Raw genomic sequence first — 25,569 nt, forward strand, 5'->3', positions numbered from 1 at the left:
AGAAACCGGAGAACAACCATGTCGTTAAGCGTGTTCGACCTGTTCAAGATTGGCATAGGCCCCTCCAGTTCCCACACCGTCGGCCCGATGCGCGCTGCTGCGCGCTTCGTTGAAGGCCTGCGCCGGGAAAACCTGTTGTCGGCCACCACCAGCGTCAGGGTCGAGTTGTATGGATCCCTCGGCGCCACCGGCAAGGGACACGGCAGCGACAAGGCCGTGCTGCTGGGCCTGGAAGGTGAACACCCGGACACCGTGGATACCGAAACCGTCGCCGCCCGTCTCGCGGAGATTCGTGGCAACGGGCGTTTGAACCTGCTCGGCGAACACAGCATCGCGTTCAACGAGAAAGAACACCTGGCAATGATCCGCAAGCCGTTGGCCTATCACCCCAACGGCATGATCTTCCGTGCCTTCGATGCGGCGGGACTGCAGATCCGCAGCCGCGAGTACTACTCGGTCGGCGGCGGTTTTGTGGTCGACGAAGACGCGGCCGGAGCCGACCGCATCGTCGAGGACGCTACCCCGCTGACCTTTCCGTTCAAGAGTGCCAAGGACTTGCTCGGTCACTGCGCCACCTACGGGCTGTCGATCAGTCAGGTGATGCTGACCAACGAAAGCGCCTGGCGCCCGGAAGCGGAAACCCGCGCCGGCCTGCTGAAAATCTGGCAAGTGATGCAGGACTGCGTGGCCGCCGGCTGTCGCAACGAAGGCATTCTGCCGGGTGGCCTGAAGGTCAAGCGGCGGGCGGCGGCGTTGCACCGGCAACTGTGCAAGAACCCGGAATCGTCGCTGCGCGATCCGCTGTCGGTGCTCGACTGGGTCAACCTCTACGCTCTGGCCGTCAACGAAGAAAACGCCAACGGCGGGCGTGTAGTGACAGCACCGACCAACGGCGCTGCAGGAATCATTCCTGCGGTGCTGCATTACTACATGCGCTTCATTCCCGGCGCGAACGATGACGGCGTGGTGCGCTTCCTGCTGACCGCGGCGGCCATCGGCATTCTGTACAAGGAAAACGCCTCGATCTCCGGAGCCGAAGTCGGCTGTCAGGGCGAGGTCGGCGTGGCCTGCTCGATGGCGGCCGGTGCACTGTGCGAAGTGCTCGGCGGCAGCGTGCAGCAAGTGGAAAACGCCGCTGAAATCGGCATGGAACACAACCTAGGCTTGACCTGCGACCCGATCGGCGGGCTGGTTCAAGTGCCATGCATCGAACGCAACGCCATGGGCTCGGTCAAGGCGATCAATGCCGTGCGCATGGCCATGCGCGGAGACGGGCAGCACTTCGTCTCCCTCGACAAGGTCATCCGCACCATGCGCCAGACCGGCGCCGACATGAAAAGCAAATACAAGGAGACCGCCCGCGGCGGTCTGGCGGTCAACATTATCGAGTGCTGATCGCGCCATAAACTCGCTCTCCCTTTGGGAGAGAACACAAAACTGGCCCCCTCTCCCTCCGGGAGAGGGTTGGTGTGAATCAAGGAGTCACGCATGTCCACCGAACAACTGTCGAAAACCCCGCTGCACGCTCTGCACATCGAACTCGGCGCCCGCATGGTGCCGTTCGCCGGCTACGACATGCCGGTGCAATACCCGCTGGGCGTTATGAAGGAACACCAGCACACCCGTGAGCAGGCCGGGCTGTTCGATGTCTCGCACATGGGCCAGATCCGCCTGACCGGCGCCAATGCCGCCAAAGCCCTGGAAACCCTGGTGCCGGTGGACATCATCGACCTGCCGGTGGGAATGCAGCGCTACGCGATGTTCACCAATGAAACCGGCGGCATCCTTGATGACCTGATGGTTGCCAATCTGGGCAACGACGAACTGATCCTGGTGGTGAACGCCGCGTGCAAGGACCAGGATCTCGCGCATCTGCAAAAACACATCGGCGATCAATGCAAGATCGAGCAATTGTTCGAAGAACGTGCCCTGCTCGCCCTGCAAGGCCCGGCCGCCGTAGCCGTACTGGCACGCCTGGCACCGGAAGTCGCGAAGATGACCTTCATGCAATTCACCCGAGTGAAGCTGCTGGGCGTTGACTGCTTTGTCAGCCGTTCGGGCTACACCGGTGAGGACGGTTTCGAAATCTCGGTTCCGGCAGCCAACGCAGAAAAACTCGCCCGCGCCCTGCTGGCCGAACCGGAAGTGGCCGCCATCGGCCTCGGTGCCCGTGACTCGCTGCGCCTGGAAGCCGGCCTGTGCCTGTATGGCCACGACATGAACACCGAAACCACCCCGATCGAAGCCAGCCTGCTGTGGGCAATCTCCAAGCCTCGGCGTGCCGACGGTGCGCGCGCCGGTGGTTTCCCGGGTGCAGAACAGGTCTTCGCTCAACAGCAGAACGGCGTTCAACGCAAACGTGTCGGCCTGCTGCCGCAAGAGCGTACGCCGGTCCGTGAAGGTGCAGAGATCGTCAACGAAGCAGGCGAGATCATCGGCAGCGTATGCAGCGGCGGTTTCGGCCCGACCCTGGGCGGCCCGTTGGCCATGGGTTACCTGGACAGCGCCTATGTCGCACTCGATACGCCAGTTTGGGCGATTGTCCGTGGGAAAAAGGTGCCATTGCTTGTAAGCAAAATGCCATTTGTTCCACAACGCTACTATCGCGGTTGATTGACTGTTTCTATAAGTAACGCGATTGCGTTATGCGTGCACTAATGTGTAACGCAATCGCCATAAAACAGTGCACTCCGTTTACATTCGATTCGAATATGAACTTGGCTTATAACGTTCGAAAACAATTGAACAAGCCAATCGTATAAGCCGGACTAGTGGACCGACTAAGTGCCAGCAAGCGCAGGAAAACCGGGCTCCTCACAGGGCTTGTTTTTCCTCCCGTAGTTGGCGTAGAGTTTGTCCACTGTGTTTGCATGGGTCAGCTTGGAATCGTGACCTGGGCAGTAGCCTACAAGTTAGCTACATCCCGTTCGACGTCTTCTTACTCTCCTGCAACCAGCCCCAGTACTCTTTCATGAGAAAGAGACTGTCATCAATTTATGCGTCAAAGGAAATAAGAAATGTCCACACGTCAGAGCGGTACCGTCAAGTGGTTTAACGACGAGAAAGGTTTTGGTTTTATCACTCCAGAAAGCGGTCCGGATCTGTTCGTGCATTTCCGCGCCATTCAGGGCAACGGCTTCAAGAGCCTGAAAGAAGGCCAGAAAGTGACCTTCGTTGCAGTGCAAGGCCAGAAAGGCATGCAAGCTGACGAAGTCATCGCAGAAGCCTGATTTCTGTTACGAAAAAGCCCCTGATATTGATATCAGGGGCTTTTTTGTGGGCGCAAATCCGTAAAATGGCGCTTCACTTCCTGTCCAGAGGCTGCCATGTCGAAACACCTGCTCACTCCCCAGGGCGAATTCCCCGCCGTCGGCCTGGGCCGTCGTCTGGCAGCGATGTTCTATGACTTTCTGCTGTGCACTGCCCTGCTGATCGTGACCGGTGGCCTCTACAAGATGATTCAGGCCGCGATCATCGGTGAAGAGCGTCTGCGGGTTCTGACCGACGCCGGGCAACTGGATGGCGATCCGTTGTACTCCACGGTGCTGCTGCTGGTGTTGTTTGGCTTCTTTGCCAAGTTCTGGACCCACGCCGGGCAGACCCTGGGTATGCAGGTCTGGGGCATTCGCGTGCAGAACGCCGATGGCACTGCGATCAGCCTGTGGCAGGCGTTGCTGCGGTTCATGGTGTCGATTGCGTCGTGGCTGTGCCTGGGCCTGGGGTTCTTCTGGTCGCTGTTCGACAAACAGAAACGCGCTTGGCATGACATCTACTCCGACACGCAGCTCGTGCGAATCCCGAAGAAAACCAAATAATCCTCCAGATGCAAAAACGCCCCGATCCAATCGGGGCGTTTTTGTTTGCGTCGCAAGGTCAGGCGTTGCCGGCCAGTTTCATGCGCGCGGCCTGAGTGAAATCGAGCATACGCTTGAGCGGGCGGATCGCCTGCGGAATCAGGGCCGGGTCGACGAAGATCTCGTTCGAGCCCTCCTTCAGGCACTTCAGCGTGCGCTCAAGGGTGTTCATGGCCATCCACGGGCAATGTGCGCAACTGCGGCACGCCGCGCCGTTACCGGCGGTTGGCGCCTCGATGAAGACCTTGTCCGGGCACAGCTGCTGCATCTTGTAGAAGATGCCGCGATCGGTGGCGACGATCAGGGTCTTGTTCGGCAGCGATTGAGCGGCGGCAATCAGCTGACTGGTGGAACCGACGGCGTCCGCCAGTTCGATCACCGAGGTCGGCGACTCCGGGTGCACCAAAATAGCCGCGTCCGGGTACAACGCTTTCATGTCTTCCAGCTGCTTGGACTTGAACTCTTCGTGGACGATGCAGGCACCGTCCCAGAGCAGCATGTCTGCGCCGGTCTGACGCTGGATGTAGGTGCCCAGGTGCTTGTCCGGGCCCCAGATAATGGTTTCGCCGTTGTCCATCAGGCTCTCGACGATTTCCAGTGCGCAGCTGGAGGTCACTACCCAGTCGGCCCGGGCTTTGACCGCGGCCGAAGTGTTGGCATACACCACCACGGTGCGCTCCGGATGCTGATCGCAGAACGCCGAGAACTCGTCCACCGGGCAACCCAGATCCAGCGAGCAGGTCGCTTCCAGGGTCGGCATCAGCACACGCTTTTCAGGGTTGAGAATCTTCGCGGTCTCGCCCATGAATTTCACGCCGGCAACCACCACGGTCTTGGCCGGATGGGCATTGCCGAAGCGGGCCATTTCCAGGGAATCGGACACGCAACCGCCGGTTTCTTCGGCGAGGGCCTGGATGATCGGATCGCAATAAAAGTGGGCAACCAACACCGCGTCCTGAGCCTTGAGCTCGGCGGCGATGGCGGAACGGTAATAAGCCTCTTCCTCGGCCGTCAGCGGCTTTGGCTGCTTGGCGTCGAGGTGGGCTTGTACCAGAAGGCGTTCGGAAATCTGCGTCATGTTCGCAAGACCTGCAGGCGCATTCGCGCGAAAGTCGAGTATACACCCGGCTCCGGACCGCTTGAGGGTACCGCCGGGAGAGTGAGTATTATCAGGCACGGACAGCGTTGAAGCTGCGCAAGGCTACAGAATATCCCGTTGATACAAAAGATGATTCTGACCTGCGTCACGGCGCGAAGAAACGAAGGGAGTGACGCCCGAATCGCAGGCAAAAAAAAATCCGGAAATCCTCACTTTCGTGGGCCTTCCAGACTTTTAAAAACAGCAAAAATGGTGGGTCGTGTGGGATTCGAACCTACGACCAATTGGTTAAAAGCCAACTGCTCTACCAACTGAGCTAACGACCCGCTGTGTGGTGGCGCGTATAATACTGATTTTTAAGGACTATTCAACACCTATTTTGAAAAAAATCAAAAATAAGGTGTCGGGTCGCTGATTCCGGCCGCCGCAAAGCCTTCTGCACGTAGTCGGCAGCTGTCGCATTTGCCACAAGCACGGCCGTCATCGTCCGCCTGATAGCAGGAAACGGTCAGCCCGTAATCTACGCCAAGCTTCACGCCCGCCTGGACGATCTGCGCCTTGCTCAGGTTCTGCAGCGGTGCCTGGATGCGGAAACCGTTGCCTTCCACACCGGCCTTGGTCGCCAGATTGGCCATGCGCTCGAACGACTCGATGAACTCGGGACGGCAATCCGGGTAACCGGAGTAATCCACTGCGTTGACGCCGATAAAGATGTCACGAGCGCCCAGCACTTCAGCCCAGCCCAAGGCCAACGACAGGAAAACCGTGTTGCGCGCCGGCACGTAAGTCACCGGAATGCCTTCGCCCAACTCTTCCGGGATATCGATGCTGGTGTCGGTCAGGGCCGAACCGCCCATGCCGTTCAGGTTCAGGCCGATCACCTTGTGCTCGACCACACCCAGATCGCGAGCAACGCGAGCAGCGGCATGCAGTTCGGCATGGGAGCGCTGACCGTAATCGAAACTCATGGTGTAGCAGGCGTAGCCTTCAGCGCGGGCCATCGCCACGACCGTAGCCGAGTCCAGACCACCCGACAGCAGGATTACCGCACGTTTTTGGCTAGTGTTCAGTTGTTCAGTCATCTCAGCGCCCCGGCTCATCATTCCATAGATATTTATGCATCTGCAGTTGCAGACGCACTGGCAGGTTATCCGCCACCACCCAGTCCGCCAGATCCCGAGCGTTCAGGTCGTGGTGACTTGGGGAAAACAGCACTTCACCTGCACGTCGCTCAAGACCGTACTGGATCAGCTTCGATACCGCCCAGTCATAGTCCTCCCGCGAGCAGATGACAAACTTCACCTGATCGTTGGGCGTCAGCAGTTCGATGTTCTCGTAACGGTTGCGATGGGCTTCTTTGGAGTCAGGCGTCTTCAGGTCGACCACCCGACTGACCCGCGGATCGACCGCCGAGATGTCGAGGGCGCCGCTGGTTTCCAGCGAGACTTCGTAGCCGGCATCGCACAGCTGTTTGAGCAAAGGGATGGCATTGGGCTGAGCCAGCGGCTCACCGCCAGTGACGCAGACGTAGCGTGGGCGAAAGCCGGCCACTTGCTCGAGGATGTCGTCGAGGGTGCGGATCGTGCCACCGCTGAATGCGTAGGCGCTGTCGCAGTATTGGCAACGCAACGGGCAACCGGTCAGGCGCACGAAAACAGTGGGCAGCCCGGCAGTCCGCGTTTCCCCCTGCAACGAGTAGAAAACTTCGGTGATTCTCAATGTGTCTTGCATAGTCGCCACGGGCGTAACAGCTAAACAGGCTGTCCGCCTCCGTCAGGCACTTCAGGCAACCCCGCCAACGCGTAGATCACCAGAAGCGTGTTTCATAAAAGGGCGTGAATTCTAACGAAAAAACCCGCGACAAGCGCGGGTTTCTTCCAAACGGGTCAAACGGTGTTACATGCGTTGCAGATCGCGCTGGGCCAACTGAGCGGCGGACGTACCCGGATACTGGGCCACCACCTGCTGCAAAATGCCTTTGACCTTCTCGGTATGACCGAGGCGGCGCTCTACGTCAGCCAGCTTGTACAGCGAGTCCGGCACTTTGGCGTGCTTGGGATACAGCTGCGAAACCTTGGCGAAAGCCTGACCTGCACCTTGCAGATCGCCTTTGGCCAGGTTCACTTCACCCAGCCAGTACTGGGCGTTGCCCGCGTATTGGCTGTTCGGGTACTTACGCAGGAAAGCGGCAAACGCCTGGCTGGCCTTGTCGAAATCCTTGGCCTTGATCAGGTCGAAAGCGGCATCGTAATACAGCTTTTCCTTGGCCGGATCAGCCGGTTCGCCACCCGCGGCAGGTGCCTGGGCGGCCGCAGCGGCCCCGGCTCCAGCGGCGGCACCGGCAGCAGCACTTGCATCGCCACCGGCAGAAGAATTCTCGGGAGTCGCGGCAGGTGCAACGCCGGATCCTATGCGCCGATCAAGATCCTGGTATCGCTCCAGGGATTCCTGTTTCATGCGCGAAACCTGGTTCTGCAGTTCTTCGATCACGCCTTGCTGGCGCGATATCTGATCCTGCATTTGTTGCAGTTGGTTAAACAGCATGCCGTTTGCCGAGGCAGGGGCCGAAGCCGCTCCCCCGGCATAGGCGCCGTTCGTACCGTAACCTGCAGGCGGATAACTGCTCCCGCTATTGTTATAACCGGAGTTGTCATCGACCACAGGAACCGCAGCCCACGCCGCAAGCGGCGCGAGGCTGAGAGCCAGAACAGTTACAGCACGACGGCACGTTCGCATATCGAATTACTTACGCAGTTCGACGCGACGGTTTTGAGCCCAGGACTGCTCGTCGTTGCCGGTAGCAACTGGACGCTCTTCGCCGTAGGAAACCAGTTCCAGCTGAGCTGGGGAAACACCTTGCAGTACCAGGTAGCGCTGAACGGCTTTCGCACGACGCTCGCCCAGTGCCATGTTGTACTCACGAGTACCACGTTCGTCGGTGTTGCCTTCCAGAACAACGCGAGCGCCGTTTGCTTTCAGGTCTTTGGCGTGAACGTCCAGAGCGCGCATGGCTTCTGGCTTCAGGTCCGAGCTGTCGTATTCGAAGTAGAAGGTGGTGATTGCGCGCAGAGCAGCTTCTTCGCTCAGGGAACCGTCAACTGCACCAGTGTTTGCGCCGTAACCAGCGTTTGGATCAACAGCGCCTTCACCGGCGTTGTCGCCGCCTTTGGACGAGCAACCTACAGCTACAGCCATGGCCAGAGCCAGCGCAGCAAATTTACCAAACTTCAGCATTTCCATCGTGAAACTCCTAATGAACCCCAGTGTGTTAAGTAAAACGTAAAGCGCCGCGTCAGTTCAGGTAAGGGGACCAGGACGGTTCTCTGACTTCGCCTTGAGCGGTAGGAAGCGGGAGCCTCACGCGTCCATTAATGGACACGAGCATCAAGACTCCCCGGCCCTGCTGGCGGGTGGCGTAGATTACCATGGTGCCGTTGGGCGCAACAGTAGGCGACTCGTCCAGAGTGCTATCAGTGAGGATTTTTACACTTCCGCGCTGCAAATCCTGGGCCGCCACTTTGAAATTGGTGAAACCGTCCTGACGATGGATCATCACCAGGGTCTTTTCATCCGCCGAAAGCTTGGGGTTGGCGTTGTAGTTGCCCACGAACGTCACACGCTCGGCACCGCCGCCACCGGCACTGGTCTTGTAGATCTGCGGCTTGCCGCCACGATCGGAGGTGAAGTAGATGGTCGAACCATCCTTGCCCCAGTACGGTTCGGTGTTGATGCCAGGACCTGCGGTCACGCGGGTGATCTGACGCGAACCGAGGTTCATCACATAAATGTCCGGATTACCGTCTTTCGACAGTACGAACGCCAGGCGATTGCCGTCCGGCGACCAGGCTGGCGCGCCGTTCAGGCCTTCGAAGTTGGTGATCTGCTCGCGGCGACCAGTGTCGATGTTCTGCATGAAGATGCGTGGGCGCTTCTGTTCGAACGACACGTAGGCGATACGCTTGCCGTCCGGTGCAAAACGCGGCGACAGGATCGGCTCGCGCGATTGCAGCAGGGTCACGGCGCGGGCGCCGTCATAGTCCGAACGCTGCAGGGTGTAACGGGTGTTCTTCTCGGAGAAACGCTCGGCTGTGACGTACAGCAGGCGAGTCGAGAATGCACCTTTGATGCCGGTCAGTTTTTCGAACGACTGATCAGAGATGTAGTGCGCCATGTCGCGCAGCTGTTCGGTGGTACCGGACACACTGCCGTCAGCCACTTTCTGTTCGGTGGCGACGTTGAACAAAGCCCATTGCACCTGCAGACGGCCGCCAGCCGGCACGATGCTGCCGACCATCATGTATTGCGCGCCCACCGCCTTCCAGTCACGGAAGATGATTTCGCTCGGCTGGCTTGGCTGGCTGATCATGTTTTGCTTTGGAATCGGCGAGTAGTAGCCCGAGTTGCGCAAATCGTTACCAATGATTTCAGCCATGTCATCCGGCAGGACGGCACCGCCCTGGAAACCGAACGGTACGACGGCGATCGGAGTCGCCCGATCGCTGCCGCTGGTGACCAGAATGTTCTTTTCATCCGCCATCGCGATCCCTGCCATGCAGCAGATCACGACCAGCATTCCTCGAAGAAGGTTTCTCACAAGGCTAGATCCTCAGGTGTGAATGTCATCTTGAATGAACGATACGGAGCGAAATCGCTCGGCTTCATTCCCTGCATTTCCGTCAAACGTCCAATATTCTTGACCGCTGCCACTGCCGACGCATCGAACGGACCGTCGCCACTGGACTTGGCCACGCTGACCGAAGTCACCGTACCGTCCGGCAACATGCCGATCTGCAGCACAACCGTCATGCCTTTGCGTGCCGAAGGTGGACGTGCCCAGCCTTCCGCTGCCCGCGCACGAATCAGGTCATCGAAACTGCCCGCGACTTCATCGCCCTGCTCATCGGCCAAGGCCTGCTGGCGCTGCGGCGTGTCGGAAAGCAAATCTGCCAGGGCCTGAGCCTTTTTGTCTTCGGCGGATTTACGTGCCGCGTCCTGCGCTTTCTTCTTCGCAGCATCGGCAGCAGCTTTCTTCTTCGCGTCTTCGGCGACTTTCTTCTTCGCCTCTTCAGCTTCAGCTTTCTTCTTGGCGTCTTCGGCGGCTTTCTTCTTCGCGTCTTCGACGATCTTCTTCTTGGCTTCTTCAGCGGCCGCTTTCTTGGCCTCTTCTTCAGCAGCCTTCTTGGCTTCTTCTTCGGCTTTCTTCTTGGCTATATCAGCCAATTGTTTCTCTTCTGCCTTCTTGGCTTCGGCGGCTTTCTTCGCGTCGTCGGCTTTCTTGGCTTCATCAGCCTTCTTCGCTTCGTCCGCTTTCTTCGCCTCATCGGCCTTCTTGGCTTCCTCGGCCTTTTGAGCCGCTTCTTCTTTCTTTTGTTCCGCAGCCTTCACCGCTTCCTGCTCGACCTTTTTCTGCTCCATCTGCTCGACTTCGGTCTGGCGCGCGGCGGATTTCTTCGCCTCACCCGCAATCTTCTGATTGGTCTGGGTGGTTGCCTGACTTTTCGATTTCAGCTGGTACAGGGTCGCCTGGACAATCGGCTTGGCCGGCGGCAGCTCCGGGGTCAGGGCGAAACTGACGAACAGCATGCCGAACACCAGCACGTGCAAGCCAATCGCCCAGACACTAGGCCAGAAGTAGCTTTCCGAGGCGGACGGCTCTCGCTGTTGCTGCATCAGGGCGCCTCGGTGATCAAGCCAACGTTACCGACCCCGGCTTTCTGCAACCCGCCCATGGCGCCCATGACGGAGCCATAATCGACGGACTTGTCGCCACGGATGAAGACCTGGGTACGCTTGCCGCCTTCAGTGCCGGCGCGAATGATCTTGGTCACCGCATCGGTCATCTGTGGCAGGGTCATGGCCCGGTCCTGCTGCTTCTCGGTGTCGACTTCGCTGCCAAGGTTCCAGTAATAGGTCTTGTCCGACTTGATCGAAATGGTCAGCACCTGGGTGTTGTTGTCCTGCGGCAAGGCTTCGCTGGAAACCTTGGGCAGATCCACTTTCACGCCCTGATTGAGCATCGGCGCAGTCACCATGAAGATGACCAGCAGCACCAGCATCACGTCGATGTAAGGCACTACGTTCATCTCGGCGACCGGCTTGCGCTTGTGTCGGGCTCGAGTGATTAAAGCCATCGGGAAATACCTGCTTATTCTTCGCTGGTGTGCACTTTGCGGTGCAGGATCGCCTGGAATTCATCGGCGAAGGTGTAGTAGCGGCTCAGCAAGGTTTCGCTGCGGGCAGAGAAACGGTTGTAAGCGATAACGGCCGGGATCGCGGCAAACAGACCGATCGCGGTGGCGATCAGGGCTTCGGCGATGCCCGGTGCCACGGTGGCGAGAGTGGCTTGCTGGGCGCTGGCCAGACCACGGAAGGAGTTCATGATCCCCCAGACGGTACCGAACAGACCGATGTACGGGCTGACGGAACCTACGGTGGCGAGGAACGGCAGGCTCTGCTCGAGCTTTTCTTCTTCGCGGGAGATGGCGACGCGCATGGCACGGGCCACACCTTCCATTACCGCTTCAGGGTCGACGCCTGGCTGCTGACGCAGACGGGAGAACTCCTTGAAGCCGGCACGGAAGATCTGCTCGACGCCCGAATCCGGATCCGGGTTGCTGCCGGCCTGACGGTAGAGTTTGGACAGGTCGATACCTGACCAGAAGCGCTCCTCGAAGCTCTCCAGGGCACGTCGACCGGCGCGCAGCAGATTGCTGCGCTGAAAGATCATGATCCATGAGGTCACCGATGCGGCCACCAGGGTCAACATTACCAACTGCACCACGATGCTGGCATTGCTGACCAGGCTCCACATGGAGGAATGGTCGACGACGTTAGCTTCCACGCTTTATCTCCTGCTTTGAGTGTGTACCCGTGCCGACCGCGTCGGCAAAGGCCGCACGCAGGTCTTCGGGAAGGGCCCGGGGTTTCAAACTGTTAGTGCGCACACAGGCCACCAGAAACTGCCCTTCGCAGAGCAGCACATTATCCGTTGCCCGCCTGACCTGCTGTCGAAAGCGCAGGCTGGCACGGTTCAATTCGATTACATCAGCGCTTACCAGAAGCTCGTCGTCCAGTCGCGCCGGCGCGTGATAACGCGCTTCGCTGGAATGCACGACGAACAACAGGTCCTCCCCTGCCAGCGCCGACTGGGCAAAGCCCAGCTCCCGGAGCCGCTCGGTTCGAGCCCGTTCCATAAACTTGAGGTAATTAACGTAATACACGATGCCGCCCGCATCGGTGTCCTCGTAATAAACGCGACAACGATGTGCGAACGGCTCAAGCCCGTTTTGCGCGCGCATACTCTAGTGCTTACTCCTCGGGTTGCCAATCCGGCCAGGCAACTGTTTTTCATTGTTCAAAGGCTTTACCGCAAAAGTACCGTCCTGAGACAGTACAAACGCTGAATAAATCGCCAATAAATGTGTATCAATCGTCCACGGCATCGAGAAACTCGTCTGCCACGGGCATTTCGCCCATTCGTGTCGGAATGTTTAAACCAAAATGCAGGTACGCGTGACGGGTAACCACCCTGCCGCGCGGCGTCCGCATGATGTAACCCTGCTGAATCAGGTACGGCTCGAGCACGTCTTCAATGGTGTGGCGTTCTTCGCTGATCGCCGCCGCCAGACTGTCGATGCCCACCGGGCCGCCATCGAACTTCTCGATCATGGTCAACAGCAGACGCCGGTCCTGATGATCGAAACCGTGCTCGTCGACATCCAGCAGGTTCAGCGCCAGGTCCGCGACAGCCTTGGTGATGTGGCCCTTGGCCCGGACTTCGGCGAAATCCCGCACCCGACGCAGCAGCCGGTTGGCGATTCGCGGCGTACCGCGGGCGCGACGGGCAATTTCGAAAGACCCTTCCGGATCCAGCGGCAGACCGAGGATGCTCGCCGAACGGCTGACAATCGTCGCCAGGTCAGCGGTGCTGTAGAACTCGAGACGCTGGACAATGCCGAAACGGTCACGCAACGGGTTGGTCAGCATGCCCGCCCGCGTGGTCGCACCGACCAGGGTGAACGGCGGCAGATCGAGCTTGATCGAACGCGCCGCCGGCCCTTCACCGATCATGATGTCGAGCTGGAAATCTTCCATGGCCGGGTACAGCACTTCTTCAACAATCGGCGACAGACGATGGATTTCATCGATGAACAGCACATCGTGCGGTTCAAGATTGGTCAACAGCGCCGCCAGATCACCCGGCCGTTCCAGCACCGGGCCGGAAGTGCTCTTGATCGACACGCCCATTTCCTGGGCGATGATGTTGGCCAGCGTGGTTTTACCCAGCCCCGGCGGCCCGAAGATCAGGGTGTGGTCGAGGGATTCGCTACGGCCGCGGGCGGCCTGGATAAACAGTTCCATCTGCTCGCGAACGGTCGGCTGGCCGATGTATTCGGCCAGGCTGACGGGACGTATCGCCCGATCCTGGACTTCTTCGCGCTCACGCGGACTGTGCGTGGCGGCGATCAGACGATCAGCTTCAATCACTTAAATCATTCCCTTCAGGGCGCGTCGAATCATGTCTTCGCTGCTCAGGCCTTTCTCTTTGATCGCGGAAATCGCCTTGCTCGCTTCCTGTGGCTTGTAGCCCAGGGAAATCAGCGCGCTGACCGCATCGTTCTCGGCGGTATTGACCGGCGCCGGGCCGTCCGGCTGGTTCGGTACCAGTGCGAACATGGCCGGCGAGGTTTCCCAGGCCTTGAAGCGATCCTTGAGCTCGACCAGCAGACGCTCGGCGGTTTTCTTGCCCACGCCCGGTACCTTGGTCAGCGCCGAGGTGTCCTGGGATTGCACGCAGCGGATCAGTTCGTCGACTTCCAGACTCGACATCAAGGCCAGGGCCAGTTTCGGCCCCACACCATTGAGACGGATCAACTCGCGAAAAAAGTCTCGCTCACGCTTGCCGGCAAAACCATAGAGTAACTGCGCGTCTTCGCGTACGACCAAATGGGTGTGCAAGGTCAGCGGTTCACCGACCGACGGCAGACGATAAAGGGTGGTCATGGGCACTTCCAGCTCATACCCGAGGCCGTTTACATCCAGAATCAGGTGCGGCGGCTGCTTCTCAGCCAGAGTGCCGCGCAAGCGTCCAATCACGTTTCAGATCCTTGAGCGTTGGCCAGCCGTGGGCTGGCGACCGACAGAACATGGATTGACGGCCGACGACTCAGGCGCGAAATCCACATTCCGTGAAATTGACTGCTGATGCTATCAGAGACGCAGGCGCCCGCCACGACTGCGTGCCGTTCCCAGGCCGTGCGGCAACAGACTGGAGCGGGTGTGGGCGTGACAAATGGCAATCGCCAGGGCATCCGAAGCGTCGATTTGCGGTTTGCTGGTCAGCTTGAGCATGTGCATGACCATCATCTGCACCTGCTCTTTATTGGCGGCGCCGGTGCCGACCACAGCCTGCTTGACCTGGGTGGCCGTGTACTCGGCAATCTCCAGGCTCTCTTCGGCGCCGGCAACGATAGCGGCCCCACGGGCCTGTCCGAGCTTCAACGCCGAATCGGCGTTTTTCGCCATGAACACCTTTTCGATGCCCATGGTCACGGGGCCGTAGGTCTGGATGATTTCCCGCACGCCGCGATAGACGATCTGCAACCGCTCATGCAGCTCGCCGGCACCGGTGCGGATACAACCCGAGGCGACATAGATGCAACCGCCGCGTCCGGCATCGCGAACAATGCCGTAACCGGTAATGCGCGAACCGGGGTCGATACCAAGAATTAAAGTCATAAGCCTGCAGGTTCGGTAAAAGCACTGAATTCGAGATAACGCATAACAAATGTGGGAGCTGGCTTGCCAGCGATGACGGTGTGTCAGGCACCATCATTACCTGATGTGCCGACGCCATCGCTGGCAAGCCAGCTCCCACATTGCAGCCTAGTCGCTCTTAACCGAGCTGAGCGGCCACGTCTTCCGGAATGTCCGCGTTGGAGTAGACGTTCTGCACGTCGTCCAGGTCTTCCAGCATGTCGATCAGCTTGAGCACCTTCTCGGCGCCCTCCAGATCCAGTTCGGCGCTGGTGGTCGGCTGCATGACGATTTCCGCGTCATCACCCTTGAAGCCTGCGGCCTCCAGGGCATTGCGCACCGCATAGAAACTGGTGAACGAGGTGAACACGTCGATCGAGCCATCTTCGTGGCTGACTACGTCGTCGGCATCGGCTTCCAGCGCCGCTTCCGTCAGCGCGTCTTCATCGACACCCGGGGCAAAGCTGATCTGGCCCTTGCGTTCGAACAGGTAGGCTACCGACCCGTCGGTACCGAGGTTGCCGCCACATTTGCTGAATGCGTGGCGCACGGCCGCTGCCGTACGGTTGCGGTTGTCGGTCATGCACTCGACCATCACGGCCACGCCACCCGGGCCGTAACCTTCGTAGGTCAGCTCTTCAACGTTGTCGGCTTCGGTCGCACCGGCACCACGGGCCACAGCGCGATCGATGATGTCCCGGCTCATGTTGGCGCCCAGCGCCTTGTCCAGTGCCAGACGCAGACGCGGGTTGGAGCCCGGATCACCGCCGCCCTGACGGGCCGCCACGGTCAGTTCGCGGATCCACTTGGTGAAAATCTTGCCTCTCTTGGCATCCTGGCGTTCTTTGCGGTGCTTGATGTTCGCCCACTTGGAATGACCTGCCATAACTCGCTCCGAATTCTCTTGAACAATGCTCGCCATGCAGATGCATCGGCCAGCAAAAAAATCTTGTTTTCAATCACTGCAGAAAGAAAAAAGGCGCATCCGAAGATGCGCCTTCAGGACCGTCTTACTCGGCCTTTGGCGTTTCGCGCAAACGAATGTGCAATTCGCGCAATGCTTTCGCATCCACCACACCCGGCGCCTGCGTCATCACGTCGGCAGCACTCTGGGTTTTCGGGAAGGCGATCACTTCACGGATCGACTGGGCGCCGGTCATCAGCATCACCAGACGGTCCAGACCGAAGGCCAGACCACCGTGCGGTGGCGCGCCGTATTTCAGGGCGTCGAGCAGGAAGCCGAACTTCTCTTCCTGTTCCGCTTCGTTGATGCCCAGCAGACGGAACACCGCCTGTTGCATCTCTTTGCGGTGGATACGGATCGAACCGCCACCCAGTTCGGTGCCGTTCAGGACCATGTCGTAGGCACGGGACAGAGCGCCAGCCGGGTTGGCTTCCAGCTCTTCAGGCGAGCACTTCGGTGCGGTGAACGGGTGGTGCAGAGCCGAGAAGCTGCCGTCGTCGTTCTCTTCGAACATCGGGAAGTCTACGACCCACATCGGTGCCCACTCGCAGGTCAGCAGCTTCAGGTCGTGACCGAGCTTGATCCGCAGCGCGCCCAGGGCTTCGCTGACGATCTTGGCCTTGTCGGCGCCGAAGAACACGATGTCGCCGTCGACTGCGCCGACGCGATCGAGGATCACGTTCAGATTGGCTTCCGGGATGTTTTTCACGATCGGCGATTGCAGGCCTTCAACACCGGCACCGCGCTCGTTGACCTTGATGTACGCCAGGCCCTTGGCACCATAGATGCCGACGAACTTGGTGTAGTCGTCGATCTGCTTGCGCGGCATGCTCGCGCCGCCTGGAACGCGCAGCGCGGCGATACGGCATTTCGGATCGTTGGCAGGGCCGCTGAACACCTTGAAATCAACTTCTTTCAGCTGATCGGCCACGTCGACCAGTTCCAGCGGGTTACGCAGGTCTGGCTTGTCGGAACCGTAACGGCGCATGGCTTCTTCGAAAGTCATGTGCGGGAATTCGCCGAATTCCAGATCCAGCACTTCCTTGAACAGGTTGCGGATCATGCCTTCGGTCAGGCCCATGATGTCTTTTTCGTCGAGGAAGCTGGTCTCGATGTCGATCTGAGTGAACTCAGGCTGACGGTCGGCACGCAGGTCTTCGTCGCGGAAGCACTTGGCGATCTGGTAGTAACGGTCGAAGCCGGCAACCATCAGCAGTTGCTTGAACAGCTGTGGCGATTGCGGCAGCGCGAAGAACGAACCGGCGTGGGTACGGCTCGGCACGAGGTAGTCGCGCGCGCCTTCCGGAGTGGCACGGGTCAGGATCGGCGTTTCGACGTCGAGGAAGCCGTTTTCGTCCAGGTAGCGACGGATGCTGGTGGTCATGCGCGAACGCAGACGCAGCTTCTCGGCCATTTCCGGACGACGCAGGTCCAGGAAGCGATAACGCAGGCGGGTTTCTTCGCCGACGTCGGAGAACTCGTTCAGCGGGAACGGCGGGGTTTCCGACTCGTTCAGCACTTCCAGTTCGTAGCCCAGCACTTCGATCATGCCCGACGCCATGTTGGCGTTGGTGGCACCGGCCGGACGCAGACGAACCTTGCCGGTGATCTTCACAACGTATTCGCTGCGCACGCGATCGGCGGCGGCGAAGCTCTCGGCGCGATCCGGATCGAACACTACCTGGGCCAGACCGTCACGATCACGGATATCGAGGAAAATCACCCCGCCGTGGTCGCGACGACGGTGAACCCATCCGCAAAGGGTAATTTCCTGGCCTTCCAGGCTTTCGTTCAGTTGGCCGCAATAATGGCTGCGCATCATGGTAGTGGTTCGCTTCTCGTAATTCGAAATTCGGTGGAGATCCGGTTGCACTCAAGCACTGTGCAACCTGTGGAAACTCGCGCGTGTCGTTCGACCTGGGTTTGAACCCTAGTCAGATTTGTCGCCACCGGCCAGATTCTTCTTCGCGCCGGTCTTGAAATCGGTTTCGTACCAGCCGCTGCCGCTGAGGCGAAAGCCCGGCATCGACAGCTGCTTCTTGAGTTCCGGCGCCTGGCAGGCAGGGCAATCGACCAGTGGTGCGTCGCTGATCTTTTGAATGGCTTCCAACTGATGACCACAGGAAGCACATTGGTAATCGTACATCGGCATGGGGTTGTCTCGGCAATCAGATTGCCAGCACGCGCAGGGCTGTGCGGCGAAAGAGCGGGATTATATCCATTAAATGCGGCCTGTGCAGCCGGAAGACTGCACAGGCCGTCTTGTCAGTGACAACCCGCGCCGTGCGTCCCCGGAGAATCCCGCAGGCCATGCACCACGCACACCACCCGCACCAGACCGCTGAAGTTTTTCACCCCGCCATGACGCAGGTGCACTTCACGATCGACACGGGACAACAGCGTGCCGACCGAACAGCAATTGTCCTCGGCCATCCGGCCCAGGATGTTCCAGTAAACCTGCTCCAGCCGCATGCAGGTCGCGAACCCGTTCAGGCGTACCGATCGGGACAGCGGCCGGATCAACTCCATGTCGAACCCGCCGAGAAACGGCTCCCCGAACTTTTCCTGTTGCAAACCGACAGCAATGTCTCGTCGCCTGCCTCCACTTTCCATATAGCTGACACTCCTTTGCCATTTTGCGCCTGTGATCAAGGCGAAATCCTGTGACCTCATTAGAAGCGCAGGTGCAAAGGCGGATCCAGACGACTTTTTGACCATCCACGTAGGATAAGCCAACACGATACGGAGGATCATGGAGCGGTGGGGCGCCTTCCTGATTTCCTACCGTCGCAGGTGAAGTTTCCGAGGTAAAAAGAGAAGAGCGCACGAACCATGAATGTCCGTGCGCCTCCCGTCATCAGGCCTCGAGCAGTGCACGCAGCATCCACGCGGTTTTCTCGTGAACCTGCATGCGTTGAGTCAGCAGGTCGGCGGTCGGTTCGTCACTGACCTTGTCCAGCAGAGGAAAAATCCCCCGCGCCGTACGGGTGACCGCTTCCTGACCCTCGACCAATTGCTTGATCATGTCCTCGGCACTCGGCACGCCCTCCTCTTCTCTAATAGAAGACAGGCGCGCATAGGTTGCGTAGGCGCCCGGCGCCGGAAAGCCCAGCGCCCGGATGCGTTCGGCAATCGAGTCAACCGCCAGGGCCAGTTCGTTGTATTGCTCCTCGAACATCAGATGCAGCGTCCGGAACATCGGCCCGGTGACATTCCAGTGGAAGTTGTGGGTCTTCAGATACAGCACGTAGGTGTCCGACAGCAGGCGCGAGAGCCCTTCGACGATGGATTTGCGGTCTTCTTCACTGATACCGATATCGATTGCCATGCTTACCCCCTAACGGCGATTGAAATTCATCCAGCAGGTGTCGGTTCACTGTAGCAAGGCCACCCCCGCCCCGCAGCCCCCGTATGGACCCGATAGACGCGACAAATCGTCCGGTGCCTGCCGCTGGCCGGCGTGATTTGAGTAGCCGCAGGCTTTGCTGTTAAATAGGCAGTGTGTCGCTACGCCCCGTTTTCCGGGCCTGCGCATAGGCTGATGCCGTGCACGTGTCCAACGCCTCTTATTGTTCCGAAGCGAACCGTGCGCCTTCAGCTCTTCCTTGTGAGCCGTCATAACGTGAGTCAATAAAAATGTTGAAAATCGTCCACCTGCTAATGGGCGCAGCAGCCTTGCTGCTGTCCTTCATACCTAGCCTGAAGTCCGAAGCGGTACCTTACCTGCAACAACCCGATGCACTTTACCTGGCCTTTTTCGGCCTGCTGAACCTGATCCTTGCGCCAGTTATCCCTTACTGGAACAAAGGTCCGCGCCAGCATCTGCAAAATCTGGTCAGCGCCTTGCTGGTCCTGACCGTCGTCCTGCAAACCCTGACCCTGATCGCGCCGATGCCTGTCATCGCCGGCCAGCCAGCCGTGCTGTTCAGCCTGGTGATCGCTCTGGTTGCCGTGGTCCTGCACCTGGCCGTCAGCTTCTATAAATCTTCCCCGGCTGCCGCCGCGCAAAGCTACGACATGAGCAACCGCGATACCGGCACCGTCAAGTGGTTCAACACCTCCAAGGGCTTCGGCTTTATCTCCCGGGATTCCGGCGATGATATTTTCGTGCACTTTCGCGCCATCCGTGGCGAAGGCCACCGCGTTCTGGTCGAAGGCCAGCGCGTGGAGTTCTCGGTGATGAACCGTGACAAGGGCCTGCAGGCCGAAGACGTGATCGCTGCCCTGCCGCGCCGCTGATCCACGTCCCCGCAATAAAAAAACCGCGAACAGCCTGGCTGTTCGCGGTTTTTTATTGGGAGCACGGGAACATCCCCGCACACATTTCAATAGTGTGGCGGCGGCGCATCTTCTTCAAAAGACCCGATCTGCCCCACCATCTCCTCCTGACGCTTGAGTACGGCCGCCATCTGCAATTGCAGACGCTCGACCACACGCTGCTGTTCCACCAGCACGTCGTTCAATGCCTGGATGGTGTCGTCCTGAAACGCCAGGCGGCTTTCCAGCTCGGTAACACGTTGTTCGAGGCTCATGACTCAGCCCTCCAGAAAGGTGAAATCTTCGTCCAGTACCAGACGCAGGCGCTCGCGGATCGCAGCCACTTGCCCGGCACTGTAAGGTTTGGCGGGGTGCTTGCCCCAGACCGGCGCCGGCCAGGCGGCATCGTCCCGCTTACGCACGATCACATGCATATGCAGCTGGCTGACCACATTACCCAGGGTCGCCACATTCATCTTGTCGGCGTCGAAGGAATCCTTCAGCACCTCGGCCAGGGCGGTGGTTTCCTGCCACAAACGCTGCTGGTCGGCGACATCCAACTGAAACAACTCGCTGATATCGTCGCGACGAGGCACAAGGATGAACCACGGGTAGTTGGCGTCGTTGGACAACAGCAGTCGGCAAAGCGGGAAATCGCCGATGGTCAGCGTGTCCTGTTGAAGTCGTGAATCTAAAGCAAACACTGCGCGCACTCCCGGCGAAATGACCTGTTTTCAGCTTAGCGCCCCACTGTGAATGCGGCGCGCCAAGCGACTGGATGGCAGCATACCTGCGATTGGAGTGACCTTCACGGCGAACAGCGTCGCCGCAAGAATTCCTCCACGCCCCGGGATGTGACATTTATGACTCGCGCGCACCAGGACGGAACCGGGAAAGCGAACGAACCGAACAAAATGACCCACTCACACCTCAGTGTTCACGTTCATCCAGCGACCCAACTGTATGAATTCAGTACAGCCTTTGAATTTTTTTGCACCAAAACCGCACAGTGCGTCTACGCTAAGTGCGTCGGGCATCCGCCGAATACTCACCGACGGGGTGAACCGGTAACGTTTTTGGTTGTCGCGTAGCGAAACTCAGGGAGCAACACCATGCGAAGGATGGCGTCAAGCCTGTATGAAAGGCCCTCGAAGCCCCCGGATTTATGAGGTTTTTACAGCGTCAGACGAGCACCTCGAAAAAAACCGGAACAATTCAGCGGTTTGTGCACGCTTGTTGCATTCATACCCATATGGACTATAAGCGCACCACAAGAAGTGGATGCCTTGAGCCCCATAAAAACAGTGGCAGGGTTGCCCGATGGAGATTCAAGCGTTTTGCCAAGGGACTCTTTTTTACCGATGCTCAGCCCTGTAAAACAGCGCTGAAGTTGTCAGTCCCATTGCATTTGGACTGTAAATTTGCGACATCTACCAAGCCGATTGCGACACGCTCGTAAAGAAGCTGAAAGGTTGGATGCGCAAGTATCGCCAACATGGTCGGCGTGATATAAGTTTGCGCCGACACAAAAAGAAAGAGCCGCCCAGATAATAAAACAGGTGGGACGGCAGTACTCTTCTAAAACCAAAGGAGCAAATCACGATGCGCGTGATGAAGTGGAGCATGATCGCACTGGCAGTTGCAGCAGCAGCCAGTACTCAGATGGCTACGGCCGCACCGTTCGTAAGTGACCAGGCTGAAGCCAAAGGCTTTGTTGATGACGCCAAGTTCACTGAAGTGCTGAAAAACTACTACTTCAACCGGGACAACAAGAACGGTGGTCGTGACCAAAAAGACTGGACCCAGGGTTTCCTCGGTAACTTCACCTCCGGTTATACCGAAGGCACTGTCGGCGTAGGTATCGATGCATTCGGTTACCTGGCTGTCAAACTGGACGGCGGTGACGGCACTTCCGGTTCCGGCAACATGAGCCGCAGCGACACCGTCAATCCGAACAACGGTGCTCGTGATGTCAACGACAGCCAAGGCAAAGCCGGCGCTGCCGTTAAATTCCGCATTTCCAAAACCGAGCTGAAATTCGGTGACCAGCAGCCAAGCACTGCTCCAGTGTTCGCTGTCGGCGGTTCGCGCATCATTCCGCAAACGGCCACTGGCTTCCAATTGCAGAGCAGTGAAGTCAAAGACCTGGACCTCGAAGCCGGTCACTTCTACTCGGCAACCAGCCAAGACAAGAACGCCCGTACCGGCGGCCTGTACGCCAACTACGCAGGCGTAGAATCCAAGACAATCGACTACTTCGGCGGCAAGTACGGCATCACCGACAACCTGAGCGCATCGCTCTACGGTGCCAAGCTGGAAGATATCTGGAACCAGTACTACGCGAACGTGAACCTCACCACTCCATTTGGTGGTGACACTTCGTTGAACACTGACTTCAACATCTATCGCACCACCGACACCGGTGACAAGCTGGCAGGCGAAATCAGCAACACTGCCTTCTCCCTGGCAACCGCGCTGTCGTTCCTGAAAGCACACACTTTCACTCTGGCCTTCCAGAAGGTCAACGGTGACACTCCGTTCGACTACGTCGGCGTAGGCAAGAACAACCGCGGTGGTGACTCGATCTTCCTCGCCAACTCCATCCAGTACTCTGACTTCAACGGTCCTGGCGAGAAATCCGTTCAAGCCCGTTATGACCTGAAAATGGCCGAGTATGGCGTTCCAGGCCTGAGCTTCATGGTTCGTTACGTGAAAGGTTGGGACATCGACGGTACCAGCACCCCGGCAGGTAGCCCTTACACCGGTCTGTACGGTGAAGACGGCAAACACCACGAAACCAACTTCGAAGCCAAGTACGTTGTTCAGTCTGGCCCAGCGAAAGATCTGTCCTTCCGCATTCGTCAAGCTTGGCACACTGCCAACGCTGACCAAGGTGAAGGCGATGTCAAAGAGTTCCGTCTGATCACCGAATACCCACTGAACATCTTGTAATTGTCAGTGGTTAGTTTGGAAGCATGAAAAAAGGCCCATCTTCGGATGGGCCTTTTTTTATTACCTGTCACTAACAGTAATTGCCTGACCGACAAGTCAGGCAATTAATTAGCAACCTATCATTACACTGCCGATTCCTGAACCACACGAATCACTCGTTGCGGAAAAGGAATATCAATGCCTGCGGTCTTTAAACGATCACGGGATTGTTCGTTAAACATGAACATCACATCCCAGTAATCCGCTGTTTTAACCCATACCCGCAGAGAAACAGTGATCGAACTGTCACCCAGTGTCGAAATAACGGCCTGAGGCGCCGGATCCTGCAGAACACGATCATCCTTGGCCAGATCCAGCAGTACCTGACGGGCCTTTTGCAGATCGGCTTCGTAATCCACACCCACATCGAACACAACCTTGCGGGTCGGCTGACGATTGGTGTTGGTGATGATGCCGTTGGACAGGTTACCGTTCGGGACGATGATGGTCTTGTTGTCACCAGTGCGCAGCACGGTGTGGAAGATCTGGATGCTGTCGACGGTACCCGCCACACCCTGGGCTTCGATCCAGTCACCGATACGGAACGGACGGAACAGCAGAATCAGCACGCCGCCGGCGAAGTTCGCCAGGCTGCCCTGCAATGCCAGACCAATGGCCAGGCCGGCCGCACCGATCGCCGCAACGAACGAAGTGGTCTCGACGCCGATCATCGACGCCACGCTGACGATCAGCAGCACCTTGAGAATGATGTTGGCCAGGCTGCTGATGAAACCTTGCAGTGCCAGGTCGGCATTGCGCAGGGCCAACAGGCCGCCGAGCTTTTGTGTGACCTTGTTGATCAGCCACCAGCCGATGGCCAGGGTGATCACCGCCAGCAGCACACGGCTGCCGTACTCCATGATCATCGGAATCCACGCCTGGGACGCCTTGACCAGGTTGTCCACCTCAGCATTCAAATCCATCTTTTATCTCCTGATTGCCGGCTTCCCGGGCTGTAAAAAACCAGCGGCAGAAAGACCGAACCGAACAGGGCTCAATCGTTTCTGCCGTTGCTTGGGCCTCGGACGCTTTAAACGCCGAGAGGTTCCCGACCGGAAAGCTTAGTCGCGGAAGTTGTTGAACTGCAGTGGCATGCCGAATTCCTTGGCACGCAGGGCTGCGATCGCTTCCTGCAGGTCGTCACGCTTCTTGCCGGTCACACGTACCTGCTCGCCCTGAATGGCGGCCTGCACCTTGAGCTTGGCTTCCTTGATGTGGCCGACGATCTTCTTCGCCAGCTCCTTGTCGATGCCTTCCTTGAGCACAGCGTCCTGCTTCATCAGCTTGCCCGAGGCGAAGGAGTCTTTGACTTCGAGGCACTGCACGTCGATCTTGCGCTTGACCAGGGCCAGCTTGAGGATCTCGATCATCGCTTCCAGCTGGAAATCGGCTTCAGCGGTCAGGTGGACGGTCAGGTCCTTTTCCTTGAATTCAAAGCTGCCCTTGCCTTTCAGGTCATAACGACGATCGAGTTCCTTCACGGCGTTCTCGACCGCGTTGGTGAGTTCGTGTTTGTCCAGTTCGGATACCACGTCGAACGACGGCATGTAATCTCTCCAATAAAAAGGCGCGCTCGTACGGGACGCGGCGCGCTTGGCTTGCGGTTAAAATCGGGCTCATTATAACGGGTCTTTTCCCACCGACACGGCGAGCCTTGCATGCCTGTACCTTACCGAGTGAAAAACTGATGTCCACCCCCTGGCATGTCCTCGGCGCCGGAAGTCTCGGCACGCTCTGGGCCACGCGTCTGGCACGGGCCGGATTGCCGGTCCGGCTGATCCTGCGCGACATCGACCGCCTGCACGACTATGCAACGGCGGGCGGCCTGACCCTTGTCGAACAAGGCGTGGCCAGCAGTTACGCGATCCCCGGTGAGACCCCGGACAGCCCCGGCCCCATCCGTCGCCTGCTGGTGGCCTGCAAGGCCTACGACGCCGAAGCGGCCGTGGCCGCGCTTGCCCATCGTCTGGCACCGGACGCCGAGCTGATCCTCTTGCAGAACGGCCTAGGCAGCCAGGAAGCAGTCGCCGCACGAGTCCCGCAAGCCCGCTGCATCAGTGCCTCCAGCACCGAGGGCGCGTTTCGCGACGGCGACTGGCGCGTGGTGTTTGCCGGCCATGGTTACACCTGGCTCGGCGACGCCGGTCATCCCGTGGCACCCATCTGGCTGGACGATCTTGAGGCAGCAAAGATTCCACATGAATGGAGCGCCGACATCCTTACCCGCCTGTGGCGCAAACTGGCGCTCAACTGTGCGATCAATCCGCTGACGGTGCTGCACGACTGCCGCAACGGTGGCCTCCAGCAACATCATTGTGAAGTCGCGACGCTGTGCGGCGAGCTGACCGAACTGCTCGAACGTTGCGGGCAACCGGCGGCGGCGGACAACCTGCAACAGGAAGTCGAACGGGTGATCCAGGCCACGGCGGCGAACTTCTCGTCGATGTATCAGGATGTGGCCAATAAACGCCGCACCGAAATCAGCTATCTGCTCGACCATGCCTGCAAGGTAGCCGAGCGTCATCAACTGAACCTGCCACATCTCAAGCAATTGCAGCAGCGCCTGACCGCTCATCTGAACAGTCTCGGATTGCCCGTCGACTGAGCAGCGGCTACGCTGGCCACTTGTTCCTTTGCTGCGATAAACC

29 protein-coding genes and 1 tRNA gene are annotated in these 25,569 nt (G+C 58.7%); 7 read left to right on the top strand and 23 right to left on the bottom strand.

Annotated elements, in window-relative coordinates; translation table 11 throughout:
* Positions 1–18: 18 nt before the first annotated feature.
* From QR290_RS22950 to QR290_RS22965, 4 genes are all read left to right on the top strand, one after another.
* On the top strand, positions 19–1,395 hold the full coding sequence (locus QR290_RS22950; protein WP_007951192.1) for an L-serine ammonia-lyase: 1,377 nt from the start codon (positions 19–21) through the stop codon (positions 1,393–1,395).
* A gap of 93 nt (positions 1,396–1,488) precedes the next feature.
* Positions 1,489–2,613 (top strand): glycine cleavage system aminomethyltransferase GcvT, encoded by a 1,125-nt coding sequence (gene gcvT / locus QR290_RS22955; protein ID WP_289203682.1) that lies wholly within the window; start codon positions 1,489–1,491, stop codon positions 2,611–2,613.
* A 404-nt stretch (positions 2,614–3,017) separates the two neighbouring features.
* On the top strand, positions 3,018–3,230 hold the full coding sequence (locus QR290_RS22960; protein WP_007951194.1) for a cold-shock protein: 213 nt from the start codon (positions 3,018–3,020) through the stop codon (positions 3,228–3,230).
* Positions 3,231–3,326: 96 nt separating this feature from the next.
* Positions 3,327–3,815 (top strand): RDD family protein, encoded by a 489-nt coding sequence (locus QR290_RS22965; RefSeq protein ID WP_289203683.1) that lies wholly within the window; start codon positions 3,327–3,329, stop codon positions 3,813–3,815.
* Between the two features lie 58 nt (positions 3,816–3,873).
* Here QR290_RS22965 and nadA read toward each other — a convergent pair whose 3' ends face one another.
* From nadA to QR290_RS23060, 19 genes are all read right to left on the bottom strand, one after another.
* Entirely contained in the window at positions 3,874–4,932 is a 1,059-nt protein-coding gene (nadA, locus tag QR290_RS22970; protein WP_039766022.1) for a quinolinate synthase NadA, read from the bottom strand.
* Between the two features lie 271 nt (positions 4,933–5,203).
* Positions 5,204–5,279, bottom strand: a tRNA-Lys gene (locus QR290_RS22975).
* 63 nt (positions 5,280–5,342) lie between these two features.
* A complete protein-coding gene (queC, locus tag QR290_RS22980) occupies positions 5,343–6,035 on the bottom strand; it encodes a 7-cyano-7-deazaguanine synthase QueC (protein ID WP_007951197.1) in 693 nt (230 codons plus the stop codon).
* Between the two features lies 1 nt (position 6,036).
* Complete coding sequence (queE, locus tag QR290_RS22985; protein WP_115078983.1) at positions 6,037–6,684, bottom strand: 7-carboxy-7-deazaguanine synthase QueE; 648 nt, start codon at positions 6,682–6,684, stop codon at positions 6,037–6,039.
* 165 nt (positions 6,685–6,849) lie between these two features.
* Positions 6,850–7,689 carry a tol-pal system protein YbgF gene (gene ybgF, locus QR290_RS22990; RefSeq protein ID WP_115078984.1) on the bottom strand — a complete coding sequence of 280 codons (840 nt, stop codon included), beginning with the start codon at positions 7,687–7,689 and terminating at the stop codon, positions 6,850–6,852.
* 6 nt (positions 7,690–7,695) lie between these two features.
* The gene (gene pal / locus QR290_RS22995) at positions 7,696–8,193 is read right to left on the bottom strand and encodes a peptidoglycan-associated lipoprotein Pal (protein WP_003178634.1); all 498 of its coding nucleotides are present in this window, start codon (positions 8,191–8,193) and stop codon (positions 7,696–7,698) included.
* A gap of 52 nt (positions 8,194–8,245) precedes the next feature.
* Complete coding sequence (gene tolB, locus QR290_RS23000) at positions 8,246–9,526, bottom strand: Tol-Pal system beta propeller repeat protein TolB (RefSeq protein WP_166742344.1); 1,281 nt, start codon at positions 9,524–9,526, stop codon at positions 8,246–8,248.
* A 17-nt stretch (positions 9,527–9,543) separates the two neighbouring features.
* Positions 9,544–10,623 carry a cell envelope integrity protein TolA gene (gene tolA / locus QR290_RS23005; protein WP_011335641.1) on the bottom strand — a complete coding sequence of 360 codons (1,080 nt, stop codon included), beginning with the start codon at positions 10,621–10,623 and terminating at the stop codon, positions 9,544–9,546.
* Entirely contained in the window at positions 10,623–11,075 is a 453-nt protein-coding gene (gene tolR / locus QR290_RS23010; protein ID WP_162130475.1) for a protein TolR, read from the bottom strand. The genes tolA and tolR overlap by 1 nt, the downstream gene beginning before the upstream one ends.
* A 23-nt stretch (positions 11,076–11,098) precedes the next feature.
* On the bottom strand, positions 11,099–11,794 hold the full coding sequence (gene tolQ / locus QR290_RS23015; protein WP_007912733.1) for a protein TolQ: 696 nt from the start codon (positions 11,792–11,794) through the stop codon (positions 11,099–11,101).
* The gene (gene ybgC / locus QR290_RS23020; protein WP_007951203.1) at positions 11,784–12,251 is read right to left on the bottom strand and encodes a tol-pal system-associated acyl-CoA thioesterase; all 468 of its coding nucleotides are present in this window, start codon (positions 12,249–12,251) and stop codon (positions 11,784–11,786) included. Before ybgC ends, tolQ begins: the two co-directional genes overlap by 11 nt.
* A gap of 127 nt (positions 12,252–12,378) precedes the next feature.
* Complete coding sequence (ruvB, locus tag QR290_RS23025; protein WP_115078985.1) at positions 12,379–13,440, bottom strand: Holliday junction branch migration DNA helicase RuvB; 1,062 nt, start codon at positions 13,438–13,440, stop codon at positions 12,379–12,381.
* Positions 13,441–14,049, bottom strand: a complete 609-nt coding sequence (gene ruvA, locus QR290_RS23030) for a Holliday junction branch migration protein RuvA (protein WP_007951205.1) — start codon at positions 14,047–14,049, stop codon at positions 13,441–13,443. It lies immediately after the preceding gene.
* Between the two features lie 114 nt (positions 14,050–14,163).
* Positions 14,164–14,691 (bottom strand): crossover junction endodeoxyribonuclease RuvC, encoded by a 528-nt coding sequence (gene ruvC, locus QR290_RS23035; RefSeq protein WP_115078986.1) that lies wholly within the window; start codon positions 14,689–14,691, stop codon positions 14,164–14,166.
* 157 nt (positions 14,692–14,848) lie between these two features.
* The gene (locus QR290_RS23040; protein WP_003227527.1) at positions 14,849–15,595 is read right to left on the bottom strand and encodes a YebC/PmpR family DNA-binding transcriptional regulator; all 747 of its coding nucleotides are present in this window, start codon (positions 15,593–15,595) and stop codon (positions 14,849–14,851) included.
* Positions 15,596–15,719: 124 nt separating this feature from the next.
* Entirely contained in the window at positions 15,720–17,495 is a 1,776-nt protein-coding gene (aspS, locus tag QR290_RS23045; protein WP_289203684.1) for an aspartate--tRNA ligase, read from the bottom strand.
* A 108-nt stretch (positions 17,496–17,603) separates the two neighbouring features.
* Positions 17,604–17,825, bottom strand: a complete 222-nt coding sequence (locus QR290_RS23050; RefSeq protein ID WP_007951210.1) for an FmdB family zinc ribbon protein — start codon at positions 17,823–17,825, stop codon at positions 17,604–17,606.
* 113 nt (positions 17,826–17,938) lie between these two features.
* A complete protein-coding gene (locus tag QR290_RS23055; RefSeq protein WP_289203685.1) occupies positions 17,939–18,286 on the bottom strand; it encodes a ribbon-helix-helix domain-containing protein in 348 nt (115 codons plus the stop codon).
* 244 nt (positions 18,287–18,530) lie between these two features.
* Positions 18,531–19,001 carry a Dps family protein gene (locus tag QR290_RS23060; RefSeq protein WP_289203686.1) on the bottom strand — a complete coding sequence of 157 codons (471 nt, stop codon included), beginning with the start codon at positions 18,999–19,001 and terminating at the stop codon, positions 18,531–18,533.
* A gap of 308 nt (positions 19,002–19,309) precedes the next feature.
* On the opposite strand from QR290_RS23060, the gene QR290_RS23065 reads away from it, so the two are divergent.
* Positions 19,310–19,912, top strand: a complete 603-nt coding sequence (locus tag QR290_RS23065) for a cold-shock protein (RefSeq protein ID WP_007951213.1) — start codon at positions 19,310–19,312, stop codon at positions 19,910–19,912.
* Between the two features lie 86 nt (positions 19,913–19,998).
* Here QR290_RS23065 and QR290_RS23070 read toward each other — a convergent pair whose 3' ends face one another.
* Both QR290_RS23070 and QR290_RS23075 read right to left on the bottom strand, forming a co-directional pair.
* On the bottom strand, positions 19,999–20,205 hold the full coding sequence (locus QR290_RS23070; RefSeq protein WP_039766003.1) for a SlyX family protein: 207 nt from the start codon (positions 20,203–20,205) through the stop codon (positions 19,999–20,001).
* A gap of 3 nt (positions 20,206–20,208) precedes the next feature.
* Complete coding sequence (locus tag QR290_RS23075) at positions 20,209–20,634, bottom strand: HIT family protein (protein WP_085697177.1); 426 nt, start codon at positions 20,632–20,634, stop codon at positions 20,209–20,211.
* An 898-nt stretch (positions 20,635–21,532) separates the two neighbouring features.
* On the opposite strand from QR290_RS23075, the gene QR290_RS23080 reads away from it, so the two are divergent.
* A complete protein-coding gene (locus tag QR290_RS23080) occupies positions 21,533–22,882 on the top strand; it encodes an OprD family porin (protein WP_115078990.1) in 1,350 nt (449 codons plus the stop codon).
* Between the two features lie 122 nt (positions 22,883–23,004).
* Here QR290_RS23080 and QR290_RS23085 read toward each other — a convergent pair whose 3' ends face one another.
* Positions 23,005–23,844 (bottom strand): mechanosensitive ion channel family protein, encoded by an 840-nt coding sequence (locus QR290_RS23085; RefSeq protein ID WP_007951217.1) that lies wholly within the window; start codon positions 23,842–23,844, stop codon positions 23,005–23,007.
* A gap of 138 nt (positions 23,845–23,982) precedes the next feature.
* Positions 23,983–24,468: a YajQ family cyclic di-GMP-binding protein gene (locus tag QR290_RS23090; protein ID WP_007951218.1), complete on the bottom strand. Its 486-nt coding sequence runs from the start codon at positions 24,466–24,468 to the stop codon at positions 23,983–23,985.
* Positions 24,469–24,608: 140 nt separating this feature from the next.
* Between QR290_RS23090 and QR290_RS23095 the strand changes: the two genes are divergently transcribed.
* Positions 24,609–25,526: a putative 2-dehydropantoate 2-reductase gene (locus tag QR290_RS23095; protein WP_289203687.1), complete on the top strand. Its 918-nt coding sequence runs from the start codon at positions 24,609–24,611 to the stop codon at positions 25,524–25,526.
* The last annotated feature ends 43 nt before the right edge of the window (positions 25,527–25,569 follow it).

The organism is Pseudomonas fluorescens, assembly GCF_030344995.1.
GTDB classification, from domain to species: domain Bacteria; phylum Pseudomonadota; class Gammaproteobacteria; order Pseudomonadales; family Pseudomonadaceae; genus Aquipseudomonas; species Aquipseudomonas fluorescens_BF.

Bases quoted from the DNA above. Each gene is read 5' to 3' on its own strand.
- QR290_RS22950 (WP_007951192.1), top strand. From the start codon at position 19: ATGTCGTTAAGCGTGTTCGACCTGTTCAAGATTGGCATAGGCCCCTCC.
- gcvT (WP_289203682.1), top strand. From the start codon at position 1,489: ATGTCCACCGAACAACTGTCGAAAACCCCGCTGCACGCTCTGCACATC.
- QR290_RS22960 (WP_007951194.1), top strand. From the start codon at position 3,018: ATGTCCACACGTCAGAGCGGTACCGTCAAGTGGTTTAACGACGAGAAA.
- QR290_RS22965 (WP_289203683.1), top strand. From the start codon at position 3,327: ATGTCGAAACACCTGCTCACTCCCCAGGGCGAATTCCCCGCCGTCGGC.
- nadA (WP_039766022.1), bottom strand. From the start codon at position 4,932: ATGACGCAGATTTCCGAACGCCTTCTGGTACAAGCCCACCTCGACGCC.
- queC (WP_007951197.1), bottom strand. From the start codon at position 6,035: ATGACTGAACAACTGAACACTAGCCAAAAACGTGCGGTAATCCTGCTG.
- queE (WP_115078983.1), bottom strand. From the start codon at position 6,684: ATGCAAGACACATTGAGAATCACCGAAGTTTTCTACTCGTTGCAGGGG.
- ybgF (WP_115078984.1), bottom strand. From the start codon at position 7,689: ATGCGAACGTGCCGTCGTGCTGTAACTGTTCTGGCTCTCAGCCTCGCG.
- pal (WP_003178634.1), bottom strand. From the start codon at position 8,193: ATGGAAATGCTGAAGTTTGGTAAATTTGCTGCGCTGGCTCTGGCCATG.
- tolB (WP_166742344.1), bottom strand. From the start codon at position 9,526: ATGCTGGTCGTGATCTGCTGCATGGCAGGGATCGCGATGGCGGATGAA.
- tolA (WP_011335641.1), bottom strand. From the start codon at position 10,623: ATGCAGCAACAGCGAGAGCCGTCCGCCTCGGAAAGCTACTTCTGGCCT.
- ybgC (WP_007951203.1), bottom strand. From the start codon at position 12,251: ATGCGCGCGCAAAACGGGCTTGAGCCGTTCGCACATCGTTGTCGCGTT.
- ruvC (WP_115078986.1), bottom strand. From the start codon at position 14,691: ATGACTTTAATTCTTGGTATCGACCCCGGTTCGCGCATTACCGGTTAC.
- QR290_RS23040 (WP_003227527.1), bottom strand. From the start codon at position 15,595: ATGGCAGGTCATTCCAAGTGGGCGAACATCAAGCACCGCAAAGAACGC.
- aspS (WP_289203684.1), bottom strand. From the start codon at position 17,495: ATGATGCGCAGCCATTATTGCGGCCAACTGAACGAAAGCCTGGAAGGC.
- QR290_RS23050 (WP_007951210.1), bottom strand. From the start codon at position 17,825: ATGCCGATGTACGATTACCAATGTGCTTCCTGTGGTCATCAGTTGGAA.
- QR290_RS23055 (WP_289203685.1), bottom strand. From the start codon at position 18,286: ATGGAAAGTGGAGGCAGGCGACGAGACATTGCTGTCGGTTTGCAACAG.
- QR290_RS23060 (WP_289203686.1), bottom strand. From the start codon at position 19,001: ATGGCAATCGATATCGGTATCAGTGAAGAAGACCGCAAATCCATCGTC.
- QR290_RS23065 (WP_007951213.1), top strand. From the start codon at position 19,310: ATGTTGAAAATCGTCCACCTGCTAATGGGCGCAGCAGCCTTGCTGCTG.
- QR290_RS23070 (WP_039766003.1), bottom strand. From the start codon at position 20,205: ATGAGCCTCGAACAACGTGTTACCGAGCTGGAAAGCCGCCTGGCGTTT.
- QR290_RS23080 (WP_115078990.1), top strand. From the start codon at position 21,533: ATGCGCGTGATGAAGTGGAGCATGATCGCACTGGCAGTTGCAGCAGCA.
- QR290_RS23085 (WP_007951217.1), bottom strand. From the start codon at position 23,844: ATGGATTTGAATGCTGAGGTGGACAACCTGGTCAAGGCGTCCCAGGCG.
- QR290_RS23090 (WP_007951218.1), bottom strand. From the start codon at position 24,468: ATGCCGTCGTTCGACGTGGTATCCGAACTGGACAAACACGAACTCACC.
- QR290_RS23095 (WP_289203687.1), top strand. From the start codon at position 24,609: ATGTCCACCCCCTGGCATGTCCTCGGCGCCGGAAGTCTCGGCACGCTC.